Origin of the sequence: Neobacillus paridis (assembly GCF_016765675.1) — a bacterium.
Lineage (GTDB): Bacteria > Bacillota > Bacilli > Bacillales > Cytobacillaceae > Neobacillus > Neobacillus paridis.
Window position 1 is genome coordinate 1 of record NZ_JAESWB010000247.1, and the last position, 25,480, is coordinate 25,480.

The following is a 25,480-nucleotide window of genomic DNA, read 5'->3' on the forward strand; positions in this document are numbered from 1 at the left end:
TCAGGTTTAACTGTAAATAAATTTCCAAATGGACAGAGCCACCTTTAAATGGGTATTTATCTTTTTGGCCCTAAAAAGGTGAAATATTTTAACTGAAAATTCCGATACTTTTTATGCAACACTAGTGAAAATCATTAGATTTATTTAGATTAGATAATCCTGAAAATAATATTAACCACTTTGTACTTAAGCATGAGTTTTTAACTACCTTAATGTCAATATTAGTGGTTAATCAAAATCCGAATTTTATAATACAAACTGACGATATAAATGAGAATGCTGCATGTAAGTATAGTGTACAGCACTATACAAAGAATATTTATACTAGTATCACAGGTAATAATTCTGTAGATAATCGACAAAATATTTTTCCTTTTTTATATGCATCAACCAAGAACAATTTCATTTGTGGTCCTATAAACTTTTTAATAGAGGACTTACTTATTCACCGAAATACAGAATCAATTCTTGGTCAGTCCGAAGAGTTAATAAAAAAATATAATATTTCACAAGAGACTCTTTTGGAAACCGTAAATAAATTAAAAAGTCTAGGATTAATGGAAGACTGACTGACTTAAAAATGTTGAATAGAGAAAAAAACGTTAGAATTATCTATATTTTACATGATTTAATGTCCAAAAGAAGGTATAAGGATATGGAAGATTCCTTTTTTTTCAGAACTAGCGAATATAACTCATTAGATGATAAGGTCGAACATAGAAATTCTACCTTCATTCATTCAAAAGCCAAAATTCTTTTATTTCAAAAATTGGATGAAGAGTTACATTCTTGTATAACAGAATTAAAAAATTTATTAAAAATATATAAGAATTACTTAGTAAAATTTCATGTTTTAATTCAATCCCGTGAAACCTGGCTTGCACAAAAAAACATTATCTTACCCTAAATACTGAAAATGTTTTTATATGTAGAATTTTTTTGGAAAGAGAGAAAAATATTATTCCAGTTATTTGGCACACTACCTTTTCCAATAACCTATTAGAATTGTTAAGAGAGGCAATCGAAGATGAAATAATTGCTGCGCTAGTTGGAAAAGAGTTAGAAAGAACTGAAACATTGCCTCTGGTTTTAGATCATTTGCCGGCATCAATTTTTATTCATGAATGCGTTGGTCATACATCAGAGGCTGATAACTATCTTCAATATATTCTGCATCAAAATGATGTAAAGTTAGGTTCTAGATTAACTGACTTCCCACTAAATGTTTTTGATAATCCTCTGATTACTGGTCATCGGAGAAGTTACGACAAGGATCACGATGGGATGCCAGGTAGATGTAATCAATTAGTTAAGGATGGAATTTGGAACGAGCTTCTTCATAATAAACAAACGCAAAAAATTATGAATGCACCTTATGGGGGGAGTGGAAGGCGAGTTCCTAAAATGCCAATTACCCTCCCAAGAATGTCAGTAACTTATGCTGATGCTGGAAGTCAAAAGTTTAATCACATTATAGAAAATATCGAGAAAGGGATTTATTGTATAGGAGCATGGGGTGGGGGCTCCATGGGAACTAATTTTATTGTACGTCATATGGTTATTGGATTGAAAATGGAAAGATTACTAATAAGGTAATTAGGAGATTTGATATTAAGGGGAACAAATTTGAGGCGATTTCGAAAATAATCGAACTTACAGATATAGTTAAATTTTATAATCCAGCATTTGGTTGTGATAAATATGGACAAATCAATTACCTAATACAATGGGATCTCCCATTGTAAGGTTGGAAAAATTCACAATCTACCCTATTACAAGAGAAAATTGAACGGAAAAACATATGAAAAGTGGCGGGTTTACCATGAAAAACAAAATTAATGATCAATTATTAATAATTATAATTTCCATGGGGGTTTTCTCAGGTGTAATGAGTACCTCGATGATTACCATTGCATTTCCTGATATTGTAAAAGAATTTAATGTTACCTTTGGAGAATTACAATGGAGAAATATATTGTTTTTTTCTATATTCGCAGTAGGTTTGCCTTTCTTTGGTAAGCTATCTGATAGGTTAGAAGCAAGAAAACAATTTTTATTTGGTTTATGCCTATTTTCAATTTCATCACTATTAAGTGGATTAATTAATAGTTGGTATTGTTTTTTATTTTTTCAATCTTTACAGGCATTGGCAGATGCAATGATTTTACCTGTGATTATCTCCTTAATCCGAAAATTGTTCTCAGAAAATAAGATCGGGTGGGCTTTTGGATGGTTTTCGACTGTCCTTTCTGTAGCAACACTTACAGGTCCAGCTCTTGGAGGACTTATAATAGACTATACAAGTTGGAATGGTATATTCATTTGTTTATGTGCTATTTCATTATTAAATGCTATTTTAGCATTTTTATATCTCCCAAATGTTTCGCCATCGAATGTAATAATAAAGGTAGGGTTTTTAAGTGCCTTTTGTTTACTCGGTGCGATTGTTTCGATGCAAATAATCTTTATGTCTCAAACATTGACTACAAAAATATTTAGTTTAGTATTTTCTTTAGGCTTTTTAGCACTGTTTTTATACGGAGAAAGACGTAAAAATGGCGATCTCTCTTTACTCCCTAAAGGAATTTTTAAAAATAAAATCTTTATAAATGCTAGTATAAGAGTATTTTGTTTATTTTTAGTAGTTAATTCTATTGTTCTTTTTGTACCTAGTTATATGCAAGAAATACATAATATAACGCCTGTTATCGTTGGAGGGATTTTATTAGGTCAAGCACTTATGACATTCCTTTTTGCACGATATTCAGGCAAAGTAGCAGATAAAAAGCCAAGGACTATTTTGAGTTTGGGAATACTCACATCCATTTCAGGATCAATGTTTTTGTTATTTAGTACCTCTATTTCATCTGTTATTTATTATAGTGTTACTTTTATTTTAATTGGTCTAGGTGGAACATTTACAATGCCTTCTCAGAATAAAATTGCCTTACTTTCTGTACCTTCCGATCAAACCGGAAACTATATGGGTGTATTTCAAATGATACAGTTTATTACTGGTGCCTTTGCTGCTGGTTTTTTTGGTTCAATTATACAAAATCAAAAAGGGAATATTTCAATAGAAGGTTTTCAATTTGTGATGATAGTTAATTTAATTTTCTTATTGCTAGCATTAGCTTCTGTTGTATTTGATTGGCGTATACTCAATTCAAGAAAAAAGGTAGATGCTCAATTAAATGAAACAGAAATTTAAGGAATATAAAATAATAAAACATTGGGAGGAAAAGACATGGTATTAAATGATGAAAAAATTTATGGAACTCTAAAGGAATTAATTGATCTACCTGGGCCAGTTGGCCATGAGTATACCGTTCGAAACTGGTTACAAAATCGTTGGAAAGATAAAGTTCAAGAATATATGATTGATCCTGTAGGAAATCTTATTTGCAAAATAGGTGGTAAAGGACCTAAATTACTAATTCAAGCTCATATGGATGAGATTGGTTTTATAGTTAGGTATATTACACCAACTGGTTTTATTTTACTTGATCCAGTTCAAGAGGCTCATAGAACAGCCCCAATTCATTTACATATGATTGGTCAAACAGCCCAAGTTATTGATCGTAAAGGAGTTGTAGCCACCGGTATTTTTGCTGCTCCTACCGGTCATATTCTTACCAATCAACAAATGGGAAGTAATTTAGATTTTAACGGATTTTTTGTTGATCTTGGAGTAAATACCAAAGAGGAAGTAGAAAAAATGGGTGTACGTGTCGGATCGAGTGTTATATGGAACAGAAAATTATCAAAAATAGGGAACCGTTATGTTGGAAAAGCAATTGATGATCGTGCGGGACTTCTTATTATGGATCTTTTGTTAAATAATTTGAACCCTGAAGACTTAAATTATGAGGTTTGGTTAGGTACAACGGTTCAAGAAGAAAATAAAGCGCATGGCGCTTATGCTTTAGGTGAATTTATGAAATTTGACCTTGCTATCCCATTGGATATTGGCTTAGTAGGGGATATACCAACGGTAAATCAACAGGATTATCCTAATCGATTAGGTGCCGGACCTGCATTAGTCTATAAAGATGGGGCTATTCATTATGATACAAACCTTTTATGGCAGTTAGAAGATACAGCTAAAGAAAATAATATCCCTTATCAAATCGGTATTTACAGTAAGTATGGGTCTGATGGTATTGCATTTTATGACAGAGGAATCCCTTCAGCATTAGTTGGTATTCCAACTAGATATACACATACTGCATTTGAAATGGTTGATAATCAAGACATTAAAAAAACAGTAGAATTACTAAAAAAGTTTGTAGAAAGAAGTACCTAAATAATCGATTATTGCCTTGTAAAAGTGACACTGCTGGGACACTTAGGACAAAAAATAGTGACACCCCTGCCATGGCTAGAGCCACCATAAAATAGATTTCGGACTAGACGTGCACTTTATTACAATGAGAAACGGGATGATAGCCTTATCGACTGAGACAGCCCCTATGGATGCTGGCTTTCTGGCTAGGAATCCATGCCTGTAGAGAACTCGTTGTAAAGTGACAAACTGATACTACAAACTACATGTAGAACACATTATTTTCTGGGGGCTCTTCGATTTCCCTAGTGGCTCAAAACTATGGCACGGATGTCACTCAGTCATAGCTGTAATCAATAATACGAGCCGAAGGGGAAGCACCACAAAAAATAGGAGCCGGGGAGGTAAATTTGCCCCGGTTTTCTTATGTTTAGTGAAAGCATCAGATATATAAGTCAGATTTTTAAATCGGATACTCTTAAGATTGTAATATGCGACTTTCATGCATGAGGGTGATGACAGCTTCAAAAAAATTTATTTTTGTGCCCGTACTTGTTGGATCTAATTCCAACATTTTTATGTTTATTTATATTTGAGGGGTGTGGTGTGTAGCAACCAAACTAGCATTATTGGTTCATTGCTACACAAAAAATTAAAGGCTATGAATTGTTACTTATGTTTAATATCGTCTGGTTTTTTACTAATTTAATTATGGGGGGATGGGAAAAAACACCCTTTCACCATCTTCCTAATGCTCTTTTTCCTTCTTCTGTCATTTTGTCAGGGGACCATGCTGGTTCCCAGACGAGGTTAACCTCGACGTTTCTGGTTTCTTCAAGCGCTTCGACACAGTAGCGCACTCCGCTCGTAATACTGCTGTGAAGCGGGCATCCTGGTGTTGTTAAGGTCATGGTAATTTGTACATCGCCTTGTTCAGTAGTCCCGATACCATATATTAATCCTAAATCGACCACATTCATATTTAATTCAGGATCATAGACGCTTTTTAATGCTTCGAGTATTTTCTCTTCTAAGTTCATCGTAAACACCTCGTTATTTTTTTAAAACGCTAAAGATTCCACCAGCAAACACGATAAATACAATCGATGCAACGAATTGTCCAATATTAAAGAGAACTGCAGATTGGATGATTAAGGAACAAAAAACGACAGCTACTGCGGTTATCAATAATGACAAAACAGGGGCTATGAGTTTTTCATTCATCATTTCCTTTAAAGCAGGTACCTTTGCTTTGCCAATTTCTTTACTGTATTTATAGGTCCACCAGAGGAAAGGAACAATCTTATATAAATAGCCTGTGATGCTAAGAACGATCCAAAGTAAAATATAGGCGTAGACGAGCGGTCCGATCACCTTATTAAATGTTGAAGTCCATAAAAGCAAGAAGGCTGCCAAATGAATAATGTTTCCCAAGCCAATAGCTGACAAAGCAAATGAGAACGGCTTATCGAGTTTTTTCTTTAACCTTTTGTTAATGATGATGCTGATATGCCAGCTGAAAATGGAAAACCCCACTAACAGTAGAAAGAAACCAACCTTTGTTAAAACGCTTTGTCCATTAAAGAAGGAAATGAGTGTGATGATCAGTCCTGCTGTATAAAATCCATATACATATCTGGCATGAATCATTGGAAAACCATGCGATAATGAAAACATCGGAACCATCTTATAGGAAAATCCGAAAATTAACAGAGTAAACCAGCCGGTAAGGCCCATTAATAAATGGCTTTTAAAAATAGCTTGATAATAGTTGGTACCGGTACCTGTTTCTAAGCAATATATTAAGGTGATCCCTAAGGATATCGTCAGCAGCAAGCAAACTAAAGCGGTTCCGACAAAAGCCGTCAGGATATTTGGCTTAGCCTGTGTTTGTAAGGTCATCAGCATTTGAAATATAAACATTAAAATTCCCAAAAGGGTCAGGATCCCTGGAATCAACGCATGTTGCGGTGAAAAATATAAAGTGACAGCAAAGGAGATGACTCCTATTGCCGTAATGAAAAATTGGATAAAACCCAATTTTTCACTCCAAATTTTAGTTAAAAAGGCCACTGGTACCAGCTGGTACATCGCTCCCATAGCAATCATCAAGGCCCACCCCAGGACTAATAAATGGGCTGCCGACCAAATCCCCGGAATTCGAAAGCTGCCCCCGGTCACCATTTGCCCGTTAAATAGCAACATGATTTGCGAGGCAATGAGGGCTATTAAACTAAATAATATAAAGGAAAAAGGAAGTTTGAAATTGGTTTCACTTCCTAAATTCTGCGGAAGCATAGTCTCACCTTCTTAACGAAAGATTTCAATTTTAAAACTTCCATCTGATTGTTGTTCGGTTCGCTGTTTATATCCGAGTTCTTCCAGCTGCTCATAAAGGAACATGGGTCTTCTATCATTAATAATCGTTAATACTTCATCATCTTTCATTTTTGTTAATGCAGCTAAAGTCCGCATCATTGGCTGTGGCGGCTCAAGACCACGATTATCTAGCATTTTCATTGATTTCACACTCCTAGTTGCTCTTTGTAAAGGTTACTTTCCAATGCTTTTTTTCGATTTCCTCCGCCTCATGGGAAAAGCCCTTTGCTTTTAAAATGGCAAACAGCGGGGTTGGCTTAAACGGGGCATGAAGAATGAAGATATCGCCCTGATTGCAATCCTTTACAGCCTCCATTATTTTTTGGAATGGCTCAATTTTATTTTTTAAATCTTCTCTAACATCTAATTCAATTATTTTCGGTTCCATTTAACCATCCTTACCTTTCCTTCAAATTAAGAAAACAATTCTCCTTGGAGGGATTCACGGTCGATATAGTAAAACCCATCCTCACTCAGAACAACTTGCTTTTTCTTTTTTAATTGGTTAATCGTACGGCTGACAGTTTCCCTGGAAGTTCCAATCATATTGGCCAATTCCCGATTTGTAAATGGGGTTGTCAGCTTATAATGACCCCCGATTTTTTCCCCATTCGTTTTACATAACCTAATAAGCAGGAGAACAATTTGTTCAAATGTATTATGAAGAACCTGCGCTTCTAATCTCCCTTGTAAATCGATAATTTTTTCTCCCAGCACTTTAAAAAGTTTAATACAAAGTTCAGGAAAAGAAATGAGGATTTCTTCAAATTTGTCAATAGGGATAACAATTAAATCTGCATCCTCGATAACCTCAGCATGTGCTGGATAATGCCCCTTCCTAAAAAAGCCGGCATGAGGAAACATTTCACCCGGTTCCAACACCGAGACAATTTGCTCCTTACCGGTAAAATCAGTTTTGTAAATTTTCACCTTACCGCGATGAATAAAGAAGACACGATCAAGGGGGTCGTCCTGCATAAAAACATACATCTTATGCTTATAAAAGCGAGTTAGGGCAATCTCCACGATGGGAGCTAGTTCATCGGATGATAACTCTTTAAATAAGGGGACATCGGATAGTCTCTTTTCTATGTCCTCTTGCCTCATTAACATCACCTTCATGTTATTAATTACTCTATTCGGAACTATTTTAGCAATGAAATCACAGTAAATATGTGACCTGCATCATAGAAGTGAAGTTTTTATGAAAATAATTCTTGATGTGACAAAATTGTGAACAAAAATCCGCTAAATGTGAGAATTATCACAGATTAAAAATGAGGCGCCTCACACTGTAGAATTATTGGAAAGCTAAAATATGATTTGTAATGAAAAGGAGGAGAACCAAATGGATATCCAAAGGGGAACAGCCACAAAAAAAATGGCAAAGGAAAATAAAAATGCCCTATTGAAATCTATTCTATTAGTCACTATTATTCTTAGTTTCACAGTTTTGCTTGGGGGAGGTTATTGGATCTTCAAGGAACAAGCTCCTAGGCCGCTGAAAATCACCAATCAAAAGGGTGAAGTATTGTTAACGAAAAAATCAATTATGGGCGGCCAGGCCGTATGGCAAAAATACGGATTAATGGATTATGGTACCGTGCTTGGACATGGCTCCTATATGGGACCGGACTATACGGCCGAAGCATTAAAAATATATACCGAAGGAATGCAGGATTTTAAGGCAAATCAACAGTATCAGCAAAATTATGCGACCCTAAATACGGATGATAAGGCAATCATCAAAAATCAAGTTATTAAGGAAATGCGAAAAAATCGTTATGATTCAAGCAAAGATACTTTGCAGCTTACGGACGCACAGGCGTTTGGCTTGGAGAAAGTGCGTACATATTATAAGAAGATTTTCACAAAAGGCGATAGCTGGGGTTTAAAGGCCAATCTAATAAAAGAATCAGATATGCCAACAAGTCATCGTGCCTATGTAGATAACGGGGATCAAATAAAGCAAATTTCTGATTTCTTCTTCTGGACGGCCTGGCTCTCAAGCACTGTACGGCCAGGAGACAAAATAACCTATACGAATAACTGGCCGTATTACGAAGATGCCGGAAATCATCTGTCTTTCTCAGCTGTATGGTGGAGCGGAGCAAGCGTTACGATATTAATTTTAATGATTGGAATTATTCTATACTTCTTCTACCGTTATCAATTTAGCATGAAAGAGGCCTATAAGGAAGGAAATTTCCCGCGGATAGATTTGCGTGCCATGCCGGTGACAAGTTCGCAGGTTAAAACAGGAAAGTATTTTGCCGTTGTTTCAGTGTTATTCTTTGTTCAATGTATGTTTGGGGCGTTACTTGCCCACTATTACATTGAACCGGAGAGCTTTTTCGGAATAAAGTGGATTCATGATATCCTTCCATTTAATATCACAAAAGGCTATCATTTGCAGCTGGCGATATTCTGGATTGCAACTGCCTGGCTTGGAATGGGGATCTATGTAGCACCGCTTGTTGGCGGTTATGAACCGAAGAAGCAAGGATTATTAGTTGATATTTTATTCTGGGCATTAGTTGTCCTTGTCGGCGGCAGCATGGTCGGCGAATGGCTTGGTGCCAAAGGCTATTTAGGCAACGAATGGTTCCTGTTCGGACACTCAGGCTGGGAATATATTGAGCTGGGACGTGTATGGCAGCTGATTCTGATCGTAGGTATGTTTATTTGGCTGTTTATTGTCTTTCGGGGAATTAAAGCCGGATTAAAGAAAGAAAGTGATAAAGGCGGTTTAATTCACTTATTATTTTACTCGGCAATTGCTGTTCCAGCCTTTTATATCTTCGCATTATTTATTAATCCGGATACAAGCTTTACCTTTGCTGATTATTGGCGTTGGTGGATCATTCACCTTTGGGTGGAAGGAATTTTCGAAGTGTTTGCCGTAGTGGTAATCGGGTTCTTACTTGTTCAATTGGGACTCGTTACGAAAAAATCAACTGTTAGACAATTATACTTCCAATTAATTTTATTGTTAGGCAGCGGGGTAATCGGCATTGGCCACCATTATTACTATAACGGATCCGCTGAGGTTTGGATAGGACTTGGTGCTGTTTTCTCAGCTCTGGAAGTCATTCCGTTGACATTATTAATTCTTGAAGCATATGAACAATATAGAATGATGCGTGATGGCGGCGTCGATTTTCCTTTCAAAGGTACCTTCTGGTTCTTGATTTCTGTTGCCATCTGGAACTTGGTTGGTGCTGGTGTCCTAGGATTCTTGATCAATCTGCCAGCCGTTTCCTACTTTGAACATGGGCAATTCTTAACACCGGCTCATGGACATGGTGCGATGATGGGGGTATATGGTATGTTTGCCTGTGCAGTCCTGCTATACTCCTTAAGAAATGTTGTAAAACCAGAGGCTTGGAATGATAAGTGGATTAAATTTAGCTGTATCATGTTAAATATCGGTCTTGCCGGAATGGTCTTCTTATCGCTGCTTCCTGTCGGTATTAAGCAAATAAAAGAAGCCTTCTATCATGGTTATGCAGCCAGCCGTTCCTCGGCATTCCTGAAACAGGACTTTGTGCAAACTATATTAACCTGGCGTGCTGTTCCTGACACCATTTTCCTAGCCGGAGTAATTGTTCTTACACTATTCTGCATTAAAGCGCTTTTCAATTTGCGTAAGCCAACACATAAAGAGGGGGAAAAGCTCCCGGTTAAAGATTTAACACTTGATTATGAAGAAGAATAAATAATGAAAATCCGTAAGGCTCAGCTTTACGGATTTTCATTTTTTTTGCATATAGTTTCGTAGCAAGTGAAGCAGTAACTTTGTTTTTCATCCGTCATGACTCCATTGAAAAAACCGTCTAAACAATAAATGTCTTTACCACAGCAACTGCAGGTGCCAACTAATTCCTTCATCCCAAATCCTCCTTTGCCTTAAACCTATTAACAAAATCATCAATAAACTGTGATAGGGTTCACTATTTCTTGGAAAAACATTTTTTATAATGTAATAGCAGTTAACGAAATAACAGGAGTGATTCTATTGCAAACTTTTGCTAAGGTAATAAATGTACCAGATTATCCACCACGTGAAAAACATCCAACGATCTTTAAAGCATTTGATGCGTTAGCATCGGGGGAAATCATGCAAATTATCAATGACCATGATCCAAAGCCCCTGCTATATCAATTTATGATGGAGAGAGCAGAGCAATTTACTTGGGAGTATACTGAAGAAGGTCCTGAAATTTGGAAAGTAACGATTAGTAAGAGATAATTTTTGCTGATTTGACAAGTCCCTCTTTAAAACATTCGAGAAACCCATTATTTTAGATAAATTTATTTTACAACAGAAATAACTTCTGTTGTATTTTTTTATAAAGGGGAGATCGCTTGCACCGTCTTTTAACTTTTCAGAAGAATGTGATAAAATTTATTTTATGAAAAAGGGGGAAGCTTTGATGGATTTTGGACCATTAACTATGGAGTTCTTAGAATTATGTCAGAAAGACATTGATTATTTATCAGAAAAATATGGAAAGGTGTATCAGTTAAATTGAAACACGTTTACCCGATTTTTTTGATATCTATTAGTGCGACGTTATGGGGGATTATCGCGATCTTTGTTCGGAAACTTTCAGCTATTGGCTTATCTTCAATGGAAATTGTTACTATCCGAGTGGTAATGGCAGCCATATTGCTGGGGATTATCGGACTGGTAAAATATCGGCCGCAGATGAAAATTTCTCTATCAGATTTGAAGTTATTTATCGGGACGGGAATCTTTAGTATTGTGTTATTTAATTGGTGCTATTTTACTTCCGTTAATCAAATGAATTTATCTTTAGCGGTCATATTGCTTTATACATCGCCGGCTTTCGTGACCATTTTATCATTTTTGTTTTTAAAGGAAAAAATGACATGGCTAAAGGCTGTCTCAGTCTCCGGAACGATCCTGGGGTGTATGCTAATTGCCGGCGTCAGCCAACATGATGCTGCCTCTTTAAGTACGCTTGGCATTATTACTGGTCTTGGTGCCGGTTTTGGTTATGCCTTATATAGCATCTTTGGTAAATTTGCCTTGGAAAAATATCAGCCGTTTACCGTTACCTTTTATACATTTTTAATCGCGGCTATTTTCTTACTCCCAATTTCCGGTCTATGGAATAAAGCAGGATTACTTTTTAGTGGGCAAGTCCTCATTTATGGAATTGGTTTTGCGTTGTTTCCAACCGTTATTGCCTTTTTATTATATACGAAGGGGTTGGAGAAAATTGAAAGCAGTAAGGCAGCCATCATTGCAACTGTTGAACCTTTGGTGGCTACTTTATTAAGCCTATTACTTTATAAGGAAAGCTTTGGATTGATTCAGGCCATTGGATCCAGTCTAATTCTCGCATCAGTTATTATCGTTAATCTGCCAAAAAAACAAAAGGCTTCAATCATCGATTGAAGCCTTCGTTTGTCCTAGTTTTCAAGTGTTTTTTTCTTTTGTTTATCTAAAGATGTTTTCTTTTAACAAAGTATTTACTTTTTATTACCATGTCTTAAAGCCTTTTGAGCCAATTGGTGCATTTTGAATGATATCAATGAATGGCACCGTGTAGGCAAACAAGATAAGTACAGCAGTTATTCCAAGCCATAATTTCCAGTTTTCAAATACCAATGGTGCTTTTTCTTCCAGATTCTCTGCTTCACCAACAGGGAATTCTTCTTCTCCTTTTGGTGCAAAGAAAGCGAGATTAATAAAAATGATTAAGAACAAGATAATCCCAATGAATAAAATCGATCCGCCGACTGCTTGGGCAATTTGGTATGGAATCCAATCTAAAGCCTGCTGTGAATTCCCATATGTTGAAAAACTTGAGCGTCGTGGTCCGCCTAAGAGACCTTCAAGATGCATTGCTACAGACATGAACGTCATTCCAATAAACCAAACCCAACCTTGGATAATCGCCAATTTATTCATGGATTTTGTTAGTTTACGCCCCGTTAAATGCGGGACAAGCCAATAAGACACACCCAGGAATGTTAATAATACAGCGGTTGCAACTGTAAGATGAAAGTGACCCGTTACCCAAATAGTGTTATGAACTACCTGGTCCATTTGGTTGGAAGCATTGACAATACCACCAGCACCTGCAGGGATAAATGCAACCATACCGATAAATGGAACGGTAAAGCGGGCATCATTCCACGGAAGTACTTTAAACCAGCCGAAAAGGCCTTTTGCTCCCTTGCTACGTCCATATCTTTCAAATGTAGCGAAGAGGGAGAATGCGGTCATCAATGATGGGATGACAACCATAAATGTCAGGATAACTTGAATGAACTTCCATGCTGGATCAATCCCCGGTTCCATTAACTGATGGTGGAAACCGACCGGAACCGAAAATAGCAGGAATAAAATAAATGTCAAACGAGCTAAAGAATCTGAGAAAATTTTGCCACCAATTACTTTTGGAATCACAACATACCAAGCCATATAAGCAGGAAGTAACCAGAAATAAACCAGCGGGTGACCGAAGTACCAGAAGAGCGTACGGCTTACCAGGACATCAACCCGGTCAACCAGACCCAAAGACCATGGAAGCAATTGGAATAATACAGTTGAGGCTACACCAAGGGTAGCGACAATCCACATTACTGTATTAATAACAGCCATAAAGGTCAAAAGCGGACTTGGTTTCCCAGGATTATTCTTCCGCCATTTAGCGTAGGTCATAATTTGTGCTGCACCATCAACCCAGCTGCCGACAACGACCAAGGTTAAACCTAAGTAGAAAATCCAATGTGCTTGAAGCGGTGCATAGAACGTATAAAGAACGGATGCTTTATTGGTCAAAATCATCGCAGCCGCCATTAATGTTCCAATTGTCATCAGCCAAAAACCAATCCAACCAGCACGTCTCGCTGCATTAGAGTGGGTTCCGGCTGTTTTGCTGACTGCAGCATATTGGAATCCCATGATGAAAAACGTAGTTAAAATAAGCCCCATTAACACACCGTGGGTGGTTAAAATCTCATAATAGCCTATTCCTAATGGTAATTCGAATTTACCGGAACGGACGAGCACTTGCAGTAAGCCCATAAGTCCCCCAAGAGCAAGCGCTATAAAGGCCACATAAAAATGCGCCATTGAAACCTTTGCATCTTTGGGATCAACCTTTACCTTTGCCGAAACACTATTTATCATTGTTTAACCACCTCTATCTTTGAGAACATTAAATGGTGACCCGAGCCGCAATATTCGTTACAAACGACTAAATATTCGCCAGCTTTATTAAATGTTGTCGTATATTCGCTGACATAGCCAGGTTCAAGCATCATATTAATATTCGTTCCGGCAACTTCAAAACCGTGAATGACGTCTTTCGTTGTAGCAATTACCTTTACTTTCGCCCCAAGAGGAACTTTTACTTGAGCGGGATTATATGAGAATGCCTGCGCAACATAGACTAGCTCATAATCCCAGTCTTTTCCTTCTACTTTATGTAACCCCGGTTTGTCGAATGGCTTTTGCTGATCGACCTTATCAGGGTCTACTGTTGTTAAACAGCTTGGCGGTTTATTGCCAAGGTAGAAGGCGCTTACACCTATCGTGGTTAAGAAAAGAACCAGGCAGCTAACACCCACTATTAGCCAAATTTTTTCCAGCTTATGCATATGCATAATTTTTTCCCCCTTCAATCTTTAAAAACGTTCTACGAATAGCATGTAAACACTAACCCAGGTGATAACAATAAACAATCCCAGGAAGAAAACGGATGCAAGTGTTCCTTTTAAAGAAGAACTATCTTCTATTTCTGTTTTTTGTTCCGTTTTAAGTTCTGCTTTCGCCATCCCCAAACACTCCCTTCTGAAAGTTTAAAAATAAAAATAATTTAGTTCTCTTTCATAATACAAAACAATCTTGAAAGAAAAATACCAAATTTAAGAGTTCACAAATTGTTCATACTTTATATTTTCACTATGAATATAGTGAAAAATTGATGTAATAGTGATTTATGTCACATTTTGCATTTTTGCAAATGTGAACAAAATGTGAAATGCCATAACTCACTTGTGACATAAGTAGTTGAATTTTCCTAAAAGGTCCTTTCGCCATTTTATGTCACCTTATCGGATAGAAGGAATAGTATAATTATTATTTGAATATTTTTCAGATTGGAAGAGAGTGATCGGTAAGTGGAGAAATATTACTGTGAGCAATGCCGCTTATTGTATAGCAAAATGGAGTATTGTAAAATATGCGGAATTTTAGCCAGTAACAAAATAAAGATTGAAATTCATAAGCAGCCCGAAAAATAAAGCTGGAAAAGATTGTTCAATGCCTGGCCAATGAATCTGCTATATAATAATAGAGCACAACAACAACCTTCAAAACGTTTGCTTCTCCATCTGCGGGGAGGCTTTTTTTTTACTGGAATAATGGCTGGTGAACAGGAGATAATATTCCGTAAATATATTAGGGAGTCAGAAAATGCCAACAATCATTTCTATTGCAGAAGTTATTCCGCCGTTTGAAATAAAACAAGACAAAGCCTCTGAATTTGCCAAAAATCTATTTTCAAATGCCTATAAGGATATCGATAGATTATTGCAGGTGTTTCAAAATGGTCAAATTGAAAAACGCCATTTTGTGAAAGATTTAGCCTGGTTCGGGAACAGCCATTCATTAAAAGAAAGAAATGATGCTTATATTGAAGCAGCGGTTTCTTTAGGGAAGGCTGCAGTTATAAATTGTTTAACAAATCGCTCATTTTTAAAAAAATCAATTCCCGTTGCGGAAATTGATGCCATCTTTTTTGTCTCGACAACTGGTTTTGCTACTCCCACTATAGAGGCGAGGATAATGAATCTTCTCCCGTTTAACCCAAACACAAAACGGATCCCCATTTGGGGGCTTGGCTGTGCCGGCGGGGCCGCCGGGTTATCAAGAGCATATGAATATTGCCTGGCCTTTCCCAGCGCAAAAGTTCTTGTCTTGGCAGTTGAACTTTGCAGTCTCACATTTCAGCATGATGACCTTTCAAAAAGTAATTTAATCGCCACATCGCTTTTTGCTGATGGTATAGCTTGTGCGCTGATTTGTGGAGATGGTTGTAATCTGGATGAAGTAAGATTGAAAAAAACCTTGCCGGCAATAATGGCCACGCAGTCGACGTTAATGCCTGATTCATTGGATGTTATGGGGTGGGATCTTCAAAATGAGGGCTTATACGTTCTCTTCTCCCGCGATATCCCCAGTATCATCGAGCGATGGCTAAAGCCAAATGTTATCAGCTTTCTTCAACATCAGCGGCTTCATTTGGAAAAAATAGATTATTTTATTGCCCATCCGGGTGGTAAAAAGGTACTAGACGCTTATTTGAAAGCACTACATATCCCTGCTTCCATGGTTGAAAATTCTTTGGAGGTGTTAAGACAATACGGAAATATGTCTTCAGCGACTATATTTTATGTGTTAAAGCGTTATTTGGAATTGCAAATTCCGGTTGGGGCCAATGCTTTGTGCGCTGCCCTCGGTCCGGGCTTTAGTATGGAATTGTTATTATTAAGGTGGTTTGAATGAGTAGTAGTACACCGTTTCTTTGCTTAATCAGCTATCTAATTACCGCACGTTTAATAGAACTGGTGATTGCAAAAAGGAATGAAAAGTGGTTGAAACAGCGGGGGGCAGTTGAATTCGGCAAAGATCACTATCGTTATCTAGTCACGATGCACATGCTGTTTTTTGCGGTATTTGTTTTTGAAAAAATTTTCTTTAATTGCAGGTTAACTCCGTTATGGCCGGCAATTTTCCTTCTTTTTATATTGGGGCAGATGATGAGAATTTGGATCATCGCGTCACTCGGTAAGTATTGGAACACGAAAATTATTGTGCTGCCAAATGCAAAAGTAGTCAAGAATGGTCCATACCGCTTTATGAAACATCCTAACTACTGTATCGTTACATTGGAGTTTATCGTGATTCCATTATTGTTTTCCACCTATTATACATTATTTATTTTTACATTATTAAATATGTTCATGCTTATGATTCGGATTCCGGAAGAGGAAAAAGCACTTAAAAGGTTAACGGAATATGAAGGAACTTTTCATGATTATAATCGTTTTATACCAAAGATTGTGAAATAATTGTGACTTTTACTTTTTTGATGTTGAAAATGATTATCATCAGTGCTACAATTTGATTAGAGTGAGAATTGTTCTCAGCAACGGACGTAATAAGGAGAGTGTTACATATGACATATGCTTTTGTTGTCGGAACAATCATTATTTACGCATTTGTCATTAAGCACGTTTTAAAAAATGTAACTCATTAAAATGGATTTAATTTTTGCCAGGGAGCTTGTACACTCCTTGGCTTTTTTATTTTTTAAAAAATTAAACCGGTTTGAAGTGTCAAGATAGGAAAAGTTTGAATTATCGTATAAAATAGAAATTATTATCACGATGCTAAGGGGATTAAATGTAATGGTGAAAACTGCCAAGCAAAATGAAACCATCCAGACACTTAAACAAAAGATGGTCTTGATGTACGACTATTTAATGGAACAAAGTGATCACGAAAATGCTGAAAAAGTGAAACAGTTAGCAAAAAAATTGGCCAATCGGGAATATGCGATTGCCTTTTGCGGTCATTTTTCCGCAGGAAAATCAACGATGATCAATCGGGTAGTGGGAGAAAATTTATTGCCGTCGAGTCCAATTCCTACCAGTGCCAACCTGGTGAAGGTGAAATCCGGCGATGATTATGCAAAAGTCTTTTTCAAAAGCGGTAAGCCGCGCCTTTATTTAGCTCCTTATGACTATGAACTGGTTAAAAATTATTGTAAAGACGGCGATAAAATTGAGGAAATTGAGATTAGTCACAGTGACTCCCATCTGCCAGAGAATACGGTGATTATGGATACACCTGGGATTGATTCAGCCGATGATGCTCATCGGATTGCCACTGAATCAGCGATCCATTTAGCAGATTTGATCCTTTATGTAATGGATTATAATCATGTTCAGGCAGAATTGAATTTTTTATTTACGAAAGAGCTGACAGAGGCAGGGAAGGATGTCTATTTAATTGTCAATCAAATTGATAAACATAAGGAAGAAGAGCTAAGTTTTCAAGACTTTCAGCAAAGTGTAGTTGATGCTTTTGGTTCTTGGGGGGTAAAGCCGGCAAAAATCTTTTATACGTCATTAAAAGATAAAGAACACCCATTTAATCAGTTTCAGGACCTGCGGCAGTTTATTGCTGACCATTTAGTTGAAAAAGATCAATTTTTACTGCCATCCGTATTCCATTCTTTAAAAAAAATTGCCGCGGAACATATTGAACATACAAGAAAAGCAGAGAAGGATAAACTAGCACCGATTTTTGCCCGATTAAATGATTTAACTGACGAGGAAAAAACAGGATTACTGGAAACCTATCGGAAAATTTCTGCTGACTTGGAAGAACTAACCGAAAGTGTCACAAAAAAGGAAAAGCAATTTGATGCAGAAATGGATAAAATTTTAAAAAATGCCTATTTAATGCCGTTTCAAACTAGAGCTTTAGCTGAAAGCTTTCTGGAGTCATCACAGCCGGAATTTAAGGTAGGGTTCCTGTTTTCAAAGCAGAAAACGCTGGAGGAGAAAAAAGCCCGATTCCAAAAATTTTACGATGATATCAATGATAAAACGAAGTCACAGCTTGAATGGCACTTACGTGAATTTTTGTTAAGGACATTAAAAGAGGCCGGATTAAATCATGGTGAACTATTAGACATGGCGCAAAAATTTTCGCTCTCGGTTCCTGAAAAGATCTTACTTGATGCGATAAAGTCAGGAGCCCGCTTAACCGGGGAATATTTGCTTCATTATACTGAAGATGTTGCCAATGATATTAAGAAGTATGCCAGAAATGAACTTGGTCAATTTAAAGCGAGCTTGCTTAGTTCTCTTTCCGAGCAGGTAAAAAGGTTAAGAACTCAATATGAGCAGGAACTGAGTCATATGCAGCAGTATGTTGCGGCATTCTCGGAACTAACATCATTTGAACAACAGATTGCCAGGAAAGAAACAATTATCAATGATTTACTCAGTGAAACCGACGTCTTCTTTCAAGAAGATCATGATCTATTTAAGCTGGCGGAAGAGGAATATGAGCTGGTGAAGTCCGATTATGAACCTCTTAAAGAAAAAAAAGAAAAGCTGATTACGCCAGCTAGCGATAAGCTTGCTCGGAGTCGTCAATCGAATAGTAAGCGGGCAGAGGATCAGCTGAAAACGACAGTTGCCAGACTGCAGCTGGCTTCAAAGTTAATCGTGGATTTACCGGGGTTCCAAAAATTATCAATTGAATTGATGGAGAAGGCTGGCAGATTAGAAAACAAAGGTTTTACCGTTGCTTTATTTGGTGCTTTTAGCGCAGGCAAATCCTCATTTGCCAATGCCTTAATGGGAGAAAGGGTGTTGCCGGTTTCACCAAACCCGACTACTGCGGCGATTAATAAAATTAAACCGGTAACCTCCGAGTACAAGCACGGTACGGCCTTGGTGAAGTTTAAGGAAAGTGCGGCAATGCTTGAGGATGTTAACCGTTCGTTAAAGTTTTTTGATTTACAGGCCAAGGATTTCACAGAGGCGATAAAACATATCAGCTCGATTATGCTTGAGCAAGGCCAGGCGGGTGTCTTGGAGAAAACCCATTTTGCCTTTTTAACGGCATTTGCAAAAGGATACTCCGCCTTTGTACCACGCTTGGGCACGGTTTTAGTCACGGATCTTAACGAGTTTCATAATTTTGTTGCCTTAGAGGAAAGATCTTGTTATGTCGAATGGATTGAGCTTTACTATGACTGCGAATTAACCCGGAAAGGAATCACTTTAGTTGACACACCTGGGGCGGATTCGATTAATGCACGACATACCGGGGTTGCCTTTGATTATATCAAAAATTCAGATGCGATTCTTTTCGTCACTTATTACAATCATGCCTTTTCAAAAGCAGACCGGGAATTTCTAATTCAGTTGGGCCGGGTTAAGGATTCATTCCAGCTTGATAAAATGTTCTTTATTATTAATGCCATTGACTTGGCTGAGAACGAGGAGGAAAAACAGGCTGTTTGTGATTATGTTCAAGATCAGCTGGTGAAATACGGGATTCGCAATCCCCATCTTTATCCATTATCAAGCTTGCTTGCGCTGCAGGAAAAAACAGATCAACCAGCGGCAGAATCATCGGGAATGAGTTATTTTGAGCATGATTTCGCAGAGTTTATTTCCAATGATTTAACGGAAATGGCAGTTTCCGCGGCGGAAAAAGAAGTGACACGTCTTCAGGCTGTCATGAACAAGCTGATTCAAACTGCCAAAGAAGATAAGAATCTCAAAGCGAAAAAGCGCTTTGAGATTGAGCAGCAGAAGGCGGAAATTATTGGTCTATTAGCCGCCCAAACCGCTGACCATCTCACGAGCCGCATGCTTCAGGAAGCTGAAGAGTTAATTTACTACATTAAACAGCGGGTCTTTTTCCGCTTTGGTGATTTCTTTAAAGAAGCCTTTAACCCATCGACATTAAGGGATGATGGGCGCAACTTGAAAAAAGTCCTGCAAGCGGCCCTTGAAGAATTCTTAGAGAGCCTTGGTTTTGACTTTGCTCAAGAGATGCGGGCGACAACTGTTAGACTAGACCGGTTTGTGGAAAAACTGTTTGCGGAATACCAGGAAACGATTGTCTGGCACTTACAGGACATTAATCAGGATTTATCTTTTTCATTTGTTGAAGTCAACGCCAATAATCAGCTTGATTTCCCAATTGCCTTTAGCAAGACTGACCTCCAAGTGTTTGCCAGAGCACTCTCTTATTTTAAGAGTCCGAAGGCCTTTTTTGAAAAGGATGAGAAAAAATTTATGCTGGAGGAACTTCAAAACGTGTTAAATCCGCTGGCGGACCAGTATTTAAATCAGGAAGCTGAACGAGTGACTCAATATTATACGGATGAAATATCTCGCGAATTCTACCGTTTACTTGACCATATAAAACAACAGGCTGAGGATTTCTGCTTTAGCTTATTAGCTGCCATAGACGGCGGTGTGCCAATTGAACGGCTAATGGAAATAAAACAGCAATTAGCTAATTCATAGGGGGGAACTAGATTGAAGTACATTGTAGAAAAAGACTGGCTGTTAAGAAATTTAGATGACAGCAAGATTAGAATTGTTGATTGCCGGTTTTCTTTGGCGGATAAAGAGCAAGGCCGTCAAGAATATGAAGAAAGCCATTTGCCTGGGGCCGTTTTCTTTGATGTGGTAAAAGATCTATCCAGCACCGTTAAAGAACATGGAGGCCGTCATCCATTTCCTAATTTGCCAGATTTCATTCACAAATTGGAACAAGCAGGCATCGATGAGACCGTAACCATTGTTGCTTATGACAACGGCGAATGCTCATTTGCCGGACGCTTTTGGTGGCTGCTTCACTATTTGGGTCATGATAAGGTATATGTATTAAATGGCGGTTTTAAACAATGGCGGGCGGCGAACTATCCTCTATCCGCGGATATTCCATCCTTCGAAAAAGTTCATTTTCACAGCCATATTCGGCCTGAACTTTTAGCCGATATCGAAGAGGTAAAAGCCGTATCTGCCGGAAAAAAAGCAGCAATACTAATTGATTCACGTGAAGCCAAGCGCTATCTGGGAATGGAAGAGCCGATTGATAAAAAGGCCGGTCATATCCCTGGTGCCATTAATAAACCATATATCGACGGATTTAGCGGCGGGCAGTTTAAGCCGGCAGAGGATCAAAAAGAAAGATTCAAAGATGTCGATCCGGACAAACAAATTATTGTTTACTGCGGCTCAGGCATTACGGCAACGCCGAACTTTTTGGCGTTAAAGGAAGCAGGCTTTGACAAAGTAAAGCTTTATTTAGGAAGTTTTAGCGATTGGATCAGCTATGACGATAATATTATCGAATAATTTTTTTAAGCTGTATTTGTGGTATAATGGTAAACATGTGTTTTTTCTAAGGAGGTTCTTAACATGAAGCAGCAAAAGCCTTCATTTATGCTTGTTGATGGAATGGCACTGCTTTTCCGAGCTTTTTATGCAACAGCCGTTTCCGGACAATTTATGGTCAACTCTAAAGGAATCCCGACAAATGGAATCCATGGCTTTATAAAACATATGTTTACCGCTATTTCGTCGTTTAAGCCGACACATTTGGCGGTATGTTGGGATATGGGCAGCAAAACATTTCGAACTGAGCTTTTTCCGGACTATAAAGGCAACCGTGGCGAGGCTCCAGAGGAGTTAATCCCGCAATTTGACCTTGTCAAAGAGGTGGTGGCATCATTTGATATTCCCAACATAGGTATCGACGGGTTTGAAGCAGATGATTGTATGGGGACAATTGCAAACCAAGTCAAGGACTATGCCCATGTTTCCATCCTGACAGGAGATCAAGATATTCTTCAATTGCTGGATGATGAAATATCGGTTATTTTGCTGAAAAAAGGCTTTGGAAATTATCTGGTACACACGCCTGAAACCTTTTTTGAAGAAAAAGGAATTTCACCAAGACAGATGATTGATTTAAAAGCCTTGATGGGGGATCCGAGTGATAATTACCCCGGGGTAAAAGGGATTGGCGAGAAAACGGCACTTAAATTGTTAAAAGAGTTTCATCATGTTGAGAATATAGTCGCCAACCTCGATCGGTTGTCCAAATCAAATCGCACCAAAATTGAACAGAATATCGACATGCTCTACCTATCGAGAAGATTGGCCGAGATTAAATGTGATGTTCCTGTCAGCTGCACCATTGAAGAAGCGGGGCTGAGGATTGAAAGGGAAAAAGTCTTAAATAAATTAATGGAGCTCGAAATCCGCGGTTTGCAGCGGCTGCTGCCAATGGATGAAGCCATTATATCTTAACAAGTGAGTTCTGGCTGTCTAGGAAGACAGCCAGTTTGTCGTTTGTGCTATATTTTGGTATTAGACTTTTTCGCTCTGTTTTCCAGCTTGCTTTTCGGTTCCTCGGAAAATTCTGCATCCTGTCCGTAACCTTGTGGATTCACACCTGGTGCTTTGACACCGCGATTTTTGCTTTTCTTACCCATATTGTCACCTCCCGCTTGATTAGTATTTCCGTTTCGTATAATAAAACTCAACTTTCTCAACAATAAGGGCAGAGGTGATTCAGAATGAACAAAGGGGTTTATTTGTCCCTTTTAAGTATAGGGCTTGCTCAAGCAATAAAAATCCCGCTTCATTATATAAAAAAAAGGGAGTGGCGGCCGGATCTATTTTTCAGTACCGGGGGCATGCCCAGCTCCCATTCTGCCGGGGTTTCTACGTTAACAACATACATTGCCTTAAAACAAGGGATGCCGACTTTTGATTTTGCCTTATCGCTTATTTACGGGTTGATTGTCATGTATGACGCCCAAGGGGTACGAAGGCAGACGGGTGAATTAACATTACAAGTTAATTCTCTTAATGAATTCATTGAGAAAATTCATAAAGACGAGAGCGTCAAATTTAAACAGAATGGGCCAAAAAAGTTAAAGGAAGCGCTGGGACATCAGCCAGAAGAAGTATTAGGCGGTGCGCTGCTTGGAATATTAGTAGGGATGATCGGCCATAAATGTACAAAAAAGGATAGAAAATCAGCAAAAATTACGATAAGATTTTAAAGGGATTGGCAGATTGAATGGAGAGGGATGTAAGTAAAGTGCGGACAGTGGAAGATTATTTGCACTATTTAAAAGGAAAGGGCTTTCAATTACAAGAAGATGCCATTGGCTTTATTTACTTTGGAAAACATTATACCAATGCTTCCGATGAAATCATCAATACAGCGATTGAAGTGACGCTTAAAGCCCAAAAAAGCTTCGATGGCAGTTTCTATGTTTCGTTACTGGAAACGTTTATCACAAATAACATCAATAGCAGAGAAGATGCTCTTAAGTTTGTTAAAGAGAATGTATTGCTGGCCATTTAACAGCCTAAAGCAAAGCTATCGCGAATGGTGTCAGGCACCGCTAATTTATTGAGGGCCCTGACACCATAGCCTTTAGATCGTCTTTTTGCTACCCTCCAATACTTTTACTTTTTTGCAGCAGCGGAATTTTCTTGGCAGGCAATTCAGCCAAGATCATCCCTATAAAGATAAGGCTGCAGCCCATAATGGCGCTAGATGTTAATCTTTCGTCAGCCCAATAATATCCGGTGATTGCCGCAAAGACAGGCTCCATGGCAAAAATTAAGGCAACTCTTGTGGCGGATGTATATTTTTGGAATTTTGTTTGAATAAAAAAAGCAATCGCCGTAGCGAATACACTTGTGACAATTAATGCGATGATGACCTCCTTTGATAGTAAAATATCGGCTCGGAGAGACTGTTTCCAATCTTCAAAAATAAAGGATGAAACGATACATAAAATGGCAACGGTTGTAATCTGAACAACTGTTAACAGCATCGTTGGATATTGGCGGGCAAACTTTCCAGTAAAGATAATTTGTAGTGCGAAGCTTATGGCACAAATAAAGACAAATCCATCGCCAATATTAATTGCTGTAACGTCAGTCATTGTCAATAGGAATAACCCGAGTGTTGCTACCATTATTCCGAAAATGGCATTTCTGCTTGGAAATTGTTTTAAAACAGCCATAGAAAAGATGGGGACTAATACCACGCTCAAACCTGTAATAAACCCGGCCTTGGAGGTAGTGGTATATAATAACCCGATTGTTTGGCTGACATATCCGAGAAACAACCAAAAACCAATGAAAAATCCGGCAGCTGCCAATTTGAAATCAAATTGTTTTAATTGTCCTCTGTTAAAGAACATAAGAAATAGAACAAGTAATAAAGCCGCCATTAAAAAGCGGATTCCGTTAAAGGCAATTGGTGGTAAAAAGTCGATTGCCTTTTGAACTAATACAAAAGTCATTCCCCAAATAAGGGCTACAAAAAGTAAGCTAATATCGGCGATTATTGATTTCCTCATTTTATGTTCTTACCTCCATAAATGTTGACCTTTCTCTAATGCAATATGGAAAGTTTATCATGATTATGATAAGTTTGCAGATAATTTGCATAATTGGGTAAGATAACAAAGTGTATAGAAAATATTCTATAATAAAATACAACGGTAAATTATGAAAGGCTGAAAAAAATGAAATTCAGACTGGAATGGAAGTATAAATTAAAAAATAATCAAAAAGTTCACTGCTCTTCGGAATGGATTTCAGGAATGAATGCCATTCAAATGGGAGAAGAATTAGAAGCTGGCGGTAAGGCCAGTGAATTGTATTTTTATGATGAAAAAGGGACATCGTGGATATTAAAGGAAATGAAAAAGCTGGTTGTCGAAATTGAGGAGGATCCGCATGAAGTTACCGTCTATTTTGATGGCGGATTTAATCGAGAATCCAATCAGGCCGGGATTGGCGTGGTCATTTATTTTAAACAAGGGAAAAAGAAATATCGCATACGTGCTAATGAGTTAATAGAGGAAATGGATACAAACAATGAGGCGGAATATGCAGCATTTTACTATGCCTTAAATATACTGGAAGATTTAGGCGTTCGCCATTTGCCATGTGAATTTAAGGGTGATTCTCAGGGATTATTAAAGCAGTTGGAAGGTGAATGGCCGTGCTACGAAGAAGTGCTGAACCAATGGCTTGACCGGATTGAGGAAAAAATCAAGGCATTGGATCTGAAACCAGTCTACAAGGTTATTCCCAGAAAGGACAATAAAGAAGCGGATAAATTGGCAACCCAGGCATTAGAGGGAAAAGAAGTCTTCTCTAAAATGTTGATACTTTGATAAGCGGGGG

28 protein-coding genes are annotated in these 25,480 nt (G+C 37.9%); 17 read left to right on the top strand and 11 right to left on the bottom strand.

What is annotated here, in order from left to right:
* Positions 1 to 212: 212 nt before the first annotated feature.
* From JK635_RS16480 to JK635_RS16500, 6 genes are all read left to right on the top strand, one after another.
* Positions 213 to 569, top strand: a complete 357-nt coding sequence (locus JK635_RS16480; protein ID WP_202655053.1) for a hypothetical protein — start codon at positions 213 to 215, stop codon at positions 567 to 569.
* Positions 570 to 655: 86 nt separating this feature from the next.
* Positions 656 to 907, top strand: a complete 252-nt coding sequence (locus JK635_RS16485) for a hypothetical protein (RefSeq protein WP_202655054.1) — start codon at positions 656 to 658, stop codon at positions 905 to 907.
* A 32-nt stretch (positions 908 to 939) separates the two neighbouring features.
* Positions 940 to 1,596 carry a metallopeptidase TldD-related protein gene (locus tag JK635_RS16490; RefSeq protein ID WP_202655055.1) on the top strand — a complete coding sequence of 219 codons (657 nt, stop codon included), beginning with the start codon at positions 940 to 942 and terminating at the stop codon, positions 1,594 to 1,596.
* Positions 1,597 to 1,610: 14 nt separating this feature from the next.
* Complete coding sequence (locus JK635_RS25790) at positions 1,611 to 1,745, top strand: hypothetical protein (RefSeq protein ID WP_368857104.1); 135 nt, start codon at positions 1,611 to 1,613, stop codon at positions 1,743 to 1,745.
* A gap of 77 nt (positions 1,746 to 1,822) precedes the next feature.
* On the top strand, positions 1,823 to 3,211 hold the full coding sequence (locus JK635_RS16495) for an MFS transporter (protein WP_202655056.1): 1,389 nt from the start codon (positions 1,823 to 1,825) through the stop codon (positions 3,209 to 3,211).
* Positions 3,212 to 3,247: 36 nt separating this feature from the next.
* On the top strand, positions 3,248 to 4,306 hold the full coding sequence (locus tag JK635_RS16500; protein ID WP_202655057.1) for a M42 family metallopeptidase: 1,059 nt from the start codon (positions 3,248 to 3,250) through the stop codon (positions 4,304 to 4,306).
* Positions 4,307 to 5,022: 716 nt separating this feature from the next.
* Here JK635_RS16500 and JK635_RS16505 read toward each other — a convergent pair.
* The 5 genes from JK635_RS16505 to JK635_RS16525 are packed head-to-tail and all read right to left on the bottom strand — an operon-like array spanning position 5,023 to position 7,771.
* A complete protein-coding gene (locus tag JK635_RS16505; RefSeq protein WP_202655058.1) occupies positions 5,023 to 5,325 on the bottom strand; it encodes a metal-sulfur cluster assembly factor in 303 nt (100 codons plus the stop codon).
* Between the two features lie 13 nt (positions 5,326 to 5,338).
* A complete protein-coding gene (locus JK635_RS16510; protein ID WP_202655059.1) occupies positions 5,339 to 6,583 on the bottom strand; it encodes a hypothetical protein in 1,245 nt (414 codons plus the stop codon).
* Between the two features lie 12 nt (positions 6,584 to 6,595).
* Complete coding sequence (locus tag JK635_RS16515) at positions 6,596 to 6,805, bottom strand: DUF2249 domain-containing protein (RefSeq protein ID WP_202655060.1); 210 nt, start codon at positions 6,803 to 6,805, stop codon at positions 6,596 to 6,598.
* 13 nt (positions 6,806 to 6,818) lie between these two features.
* Positions 6,819 to 7,052: a DUF2249 domain-containing protein gene (locus JK635_RS16520; RefSeq protein ID WP_202655061.1), complete on the bottom strand. Its 234-nt coding sequence runs from the start codon at positions 7,050 to 7,052 to the stop codon at positions 6,819 to 6,821.
* A 26-nt stretch (positions 7,053 to 7,078) separates the two neighbouring features.
* A complete protein-coding gene (locus tag JK635_RS16525; RefSeq protein ID WP_202655062.1) occupies positions 7,079 to 7,771 on the bottom strand; it encodes a Crp/Fnr family transcriptional regulator in 693 nt (230 codons plus the stop codon).
* A gap of 241 nt (positions 7,772 to 8,012) precedes the next feature.
* Between JK635_RS16525 and JK635_RS16530 the strand changes: the two genes are divergently transcribed.
* The gene (locus JK635_RS16530; RefSeq protein ID WP_202655063.1) at positions 8,013 to 10,382 is read left to right on the top strand and encodes a nitric-oxide reductase large subunit; all 2,370 of its coding nucleotides are present in this window, start codon (positions 8,013 to 8,015) and stop codon (positions 10,380 to 10,382) included.
* A 26-nt stretch (positions 10,383 to 10,408) separates the two neighbouring features.
* On the opposite strand, the gene JK635_RS16535 is transcribed toward JK635_RS16530, so the two are convergent.
* Positions 10,409 to 10,555, bottom strand: coding sequence for a hypothetical protein (locus tag JK635_RS16535; protein ID WP_202655064.1), 147 nt, complete (start codon positions 10,553 to 10,555; stop codon positions 10,409 to 10,411).
* Between the two features lie 127 nt (positions 10,556 to 10,682).
* On the opposite strand from JK635_RS16535, the gene JK635_RS16540 reads away from it, so the two are divergent.
* Positions 10,683 to 10,916, top strand: a complete 234-nt coding sequence (locus tag JK635_RS16540) for a DUF2249 domain-containing protein (RefSeq protein WP_202655065.1) — start codon at positions 10,683 to 10,685, stop codon at positions 10,914 to 10,916.
* A gap of 279 nt (positions 10,917 to 11,195) precedes the next feature.
* Positions 11,196 to 12,092 carry a DMT family transporter gene (locus tag JK635_RS16545; protein ID WP_202655066.1) on the top strand — a complete coding sequence of 299 codons (897 nt, stop codon included), beginning with the start codon at positions 11,196 to 11,198 and terminating at the stop codon, positions 12,090 to 12,092.
* Between the two features lie 84 nt (positions 12,093 to 12,176).
* Here JK635_RS16545 and JK635_RS16550 read toward each other — a convergent pair whose 3' ends face one another.
* From JK635_RS16550 to JK635_RS16560, 3 genes are read right to left on the bottom strand one after another with little or no spacing between them, the layout of a single operon-like run.
* Entirely contained in the window at positions 12,177 to 13,835 is a 1,659-nt protein-coding gene (locus tag JK635_RS16550; protein ID WP_202655067.1) for a b(o/a)3-type cytochrome-c oxidase subunit 1, read from the bottom strand.
* Entirely contained in the window at positions 13,832 to 14,311 is a 480-nt protein-coding gene (locus JK635_RS16555; RefSeq protein ID WP_202655068.1) for a cytochrome c oxidase subunit II, read from the bottom strand. Before JK635_RS16555 ends, JK635_RS16550 begins: the two co-directional genes overlap by 4 nt.
* A 21-nt stretch (positions 14,312 to 14,332) precedes the next feature.
* Positions 14,333 to 14,482: a cytochrome c oxidase subunit 2A gene (locus JK635_RS16560; protein WP_202655069.1), complete on the bottom strand. Its 150-nt coding sequence runs from the start codon at positions 14,480 to 14,482 to the stop codon at positions 14,333 to 14,335.
* A gap of 640 nt (positions 14,483 to 15,122) precedes the next feature.
* Here JK635_RS16560 and JK635_RS16565 point away from each other — a divergent pair.
* The 5 genes from JK635_RS16565 (at position 15,123) to JK635_RS16585 (ending at position 22,567) form a co-directional block, all read left to right on the top strand.
* Positions 15,123 to 16,214, top strand: a complete 1,092-nt coding sequence (locus tag JK635_RS16565; RefSeq protein WP_202655070.1) for a type III polyketide synthase — start codon at positions 15,123 to 15,125, stop codon at positions 16,212 to 16,214.
* Positions 16,211 to 16,780 (top strand): isoprenylcysteine carboxyl methyltransferase family protein, encoded by a 570-nt coding sequence (locus tag JK635_RS16570; protein WP_202655071.1) that lies wholly within the window; start codon positions 16,211 to 16,213, stop codon positions 16,778 to 16,780. The genes JK635_RS16565 and JK635_RS16570 overlap by 4 nt, the downstream gene beginning before the upstream one ends.
* 339 nt (positions 16,781 to 17,119) lie before the next feature.
* Positions 17,120 to 20,773 carry a dynamin family protein gene (locus tag JK635_RS16575; RefSeq protein WP_202655072.1) on the top strand — a complete coding sequence of 1,218 codons (3,654 nt, stop codon included), beginning with the start codon at positions 17,120 to 17,122 and terminating at the stop codon, positions 20,771 to 20,773.
* 12 nt (positions 20,774 to 20,785) lie between these two features.
* A complete protein-coding gene (locus JK635_RS16580) occupies positions 20,786 to 21,610 on the top strand; it encodes a sulfurtransferase (protein WP_202655073.1) in 825 nt (274 codons plus the stop codon).
* Between the two features lie 63 nt (positions 21,611 to 21,673).
* Positions 21,674 to 22,567, top strand: a complete 894-nt coding sequence (locus JK635_RS16585; RefSeq protein ID WP_202655074.1) for a 5'-3' exonuclease — start codon at positions 21,674 to 21,676, stop codon at positions 22,565 to 22,567.
* A gap of 47 nt (positions 22,568 to 22,614) precedes the next feature.
* Here JK635_RS16585 and sspL read toward each other — a convergent pair whose 3' ends face one another.
* Positions 22,615 to 22,752, bottom strand: coding sequence for a small, acid-soluble spore protein L (sspL, locus tag JK635_RS16590; RefSeq protein ID WP_202655075.1), 138 nt, complete (start codon positions 22,750 to 22,752; stop codon positions 22,615 to 22,617).
* 84 nt (positions 22,753 to 22,836) lie between these two features.
* Here sspL and JK635_RS16595 point away from each other — a divergent pair, with 84 nt between their 5' ends.
* Together JK635_RS16595 and JK635_RS16600 are read left to right on the top strand one after the other, a co-directional pair.
* Positions 22,837 to 23,328: a divergent PAP2 family protein gene (locus JK635_RS16595; protein WP_202655076.1), complete on the top strand. Its 492-nt coding sequence runs from the start codon at positions 22,837 to 22,839 to the stop codon at positions 23,326 to 23,328.
* A gap of 17 nt (positions 23,329 to 23,345) precedes the next feature.
* On the top strand, positions 23,346 to 23,636 hold the full coding sequence (locus JK635_RS16600) for a DUF6123 family protein (protein ID WP_235888175.1): 291 nt from the start codon (positions 23,346 to 23,348) through the stop codon (positions 23,634 to 23,636).
* A gap of 88 nt (positions 23,637 to 23,724) precedes the next feature.
* Here JK635_RS16600 and JK635_RS16605 read toward each other — a convergent pair whose 3' ends face one another.
* Positions 23,725 to 24,645, bottom strand: coding sequence for a DMT family transporter (locus JK635_RS16605; RefSeq protein WP_202655077.1), 921 nt, complete (start codon positions 24,643 to 24,645; stop codon positions 23,725 to 23,727).
* 168 nt (positions 24,646 to 24,813) lie between these two features.
* On the opposite strand from JK635_RS16605, the gene JK635_RS16610 reads away from it, so the two are divergent.
* On the top strand, positions 24,814 to 25,470 hold the full coding sequence (locus tag JK635_RS16610) for a reverse transcriptase-like protein (protein ID WP_202655078.1): 657 nt from the start codon (positions 24,814 to 24,816) through the stop codon (positions 25,468 to 25,470).
* The last annotated feature ends 10 nt before the right edge of the window (positions 25,471 to 25,480 follow it).

What these genes read in the sequence shown, in the direction of transcription:
- JK635_RS16480 (WP_202655053.1), top strand. Translation starts at nt 213, where the DNA reads ATGTCAATATTAGTGGTTAATCAAAATCCGAATTTTATAATACAAACT.
- JK635_RS16485 (WP_202655054.1), top strand. Translation starts at nt 656, where the DNA reads ATGGAAGATTCCTTTTTTTTCAGAACTAGCGAATATAACTCATTAGAT.
- JK635_RS16495 (WP_202655056.1), top strand. Translation starts at nt 1,823, where the DNA reads ATGAAAAACAAAATTAATGATCAATTATTAATAATTATAATTTCCATG.
- JK635_RS16500 (WP_202655057.1), top strand. Translation starts at nt 3,248, where the DNA reads ATGGTATTAAATGATGAAAAAATTTATGGAACTCTAAAGGAATTAATT.
- JK635_RS16505 (WP_202655058.1), bottom strand. Translation starts at nt 5,325, where the DNA reads ATGAACTTAGAAGAGAAAATACTCGAAGCATTAAAAAGCGTCTATGAT.
- JK635_RS16510 (WP_202655059.1), bottom strand. Translation starts at nt 6,583, where the DNA reads ATGCTTCCGCAGAATTTAGGAAGTGAAACCAATTTCAAACTTCCTTTT.
- JK635_RS16515 (WP_202655060.1), bottom strand. Translation starts at nt 6,805, where the DNA reads ATGAAAATGCTAGATAATCGTGGTCTTGAGCCGCCACAGCCAATGATG.
- JK635_RS16520 (WP_202655061.1), bottom strand. Translation starts at nt 7,052, where the DNA reads ATGGAACCGAAAATAATTGAATTAGATGTTAGAGAAGATTTAAAAAAT.
- JK635_RS16525 (WP_202655062.1), bottom strand. Translation starts at nt 7,771, where the DNA reads ATGAGGCAAGAGGACATAGAAAAGAGACTATCCGATGTCCCCTTATTT.
- JK635_RS16530 (WP_202655063.1), top strand. Translation starts at nt 8,013, where the DNA reads ATGGATATCCAAAGGGGAACAGCCACAAAAAAAATGGCAAAGGAAAAT.
- JK635_RS16535 (WP_202655064.1), bottom strand. Translation starts at nt 10,555, where the DNA reads ATGAAGGAATTAGTTGGCACCTGCAGTTGCTGTGGTAAAGACATTTAT.
- JK635_RS16550 (WP_202655067.1), bottom strand. Translation starts at nt 13,835, where the DNA reads ATGATAAATAGTGTTTCGGCAAAGGTAAAGGTTGATCCCAAAGATGCA.
- JK635_RS16555 (WP_202655068.1), bottom strand. Translation starts at nt 14,311, where the DNA reads ATGCATATGCATAAGCTGGAAAAAATTTGGCTAATAGTGGGTGTTAGC.
- JK635_RS16560 (WP_202655069.1), bottom strand. Translation starts at nt 14,482, where the DNA reads ATGGCGAAAGCAGAACTTAAAACGGAACAAAAAACAGAAATAGAAGAT.
- JK635_RS16565 (WP_202655070.1), top strand. Translation starts at nt 15,123, where the DNA reads ATGCCAACAATCATTTCTATTGCAGAAGTTATTCCGCCGTTTGAAATA.
- JK635_RS16570 (WP_202655071.1), top strand. Translation starts at nt 16,211, where the DNA reads ATGAGTAGTAGTACACCGTTTCTTTGCTTAATCAGCTATCTAATTACC.
- JK635_RS16575 (WP_202655072.1), top strand. Translation starts at nt 17,120, where the DNA reads ATGGTGAAAACTGCCAAGCAAAATGAAACCATCCAGACACTTAAACAA.
- JK635_RS16585 (WP_202655074.1), top strand. Translation starts at nt 21,674, where the DNA reads ATGAAGCAGCAAAAGCCTTCATTTATGCTTGTTGATGGAATGGCACTG.
- sspL (WP_202655075.1), bottom strand. Translation starts at nt 22,752, where the DNA reads ATGGGTAAGAAAAGCAAAAATCGCGGTGTCAAAGCACCAGGTGTGAAT.
- JK635_RS16595 (WP_202655076.1), top strand. Translation starts at nt 22,837, where the DNA reads ATGAACAAAGGGGTTTATTTGTCCCTTTTAAGTATAGGGCTTGCTCAA.
- JK635_RS16600 (WP_235888175.1), top strand. Translation starts at nt 23,346, where the DNA reads ATGGAGAGGGATGTAAGTAAAGTGCGGACAGTGGAAGATTATTTGCAC.
- JK635_RS16605 (WP_202655077.1), bottom strand. Translation starts at nt 24,645, where the DNA reads ATGAGGAAATCAATAATCGCCGATATTAGCTTACTTTTTGTAGCCCTT.
- JK635_RS16610 (WP_202655078.1), top strand. Translation starts at nt 24,814, where the DNA reads ATGAAATTCAGACTGGAATGGAAGTATAAATTAAAAAATAATCAAAAA.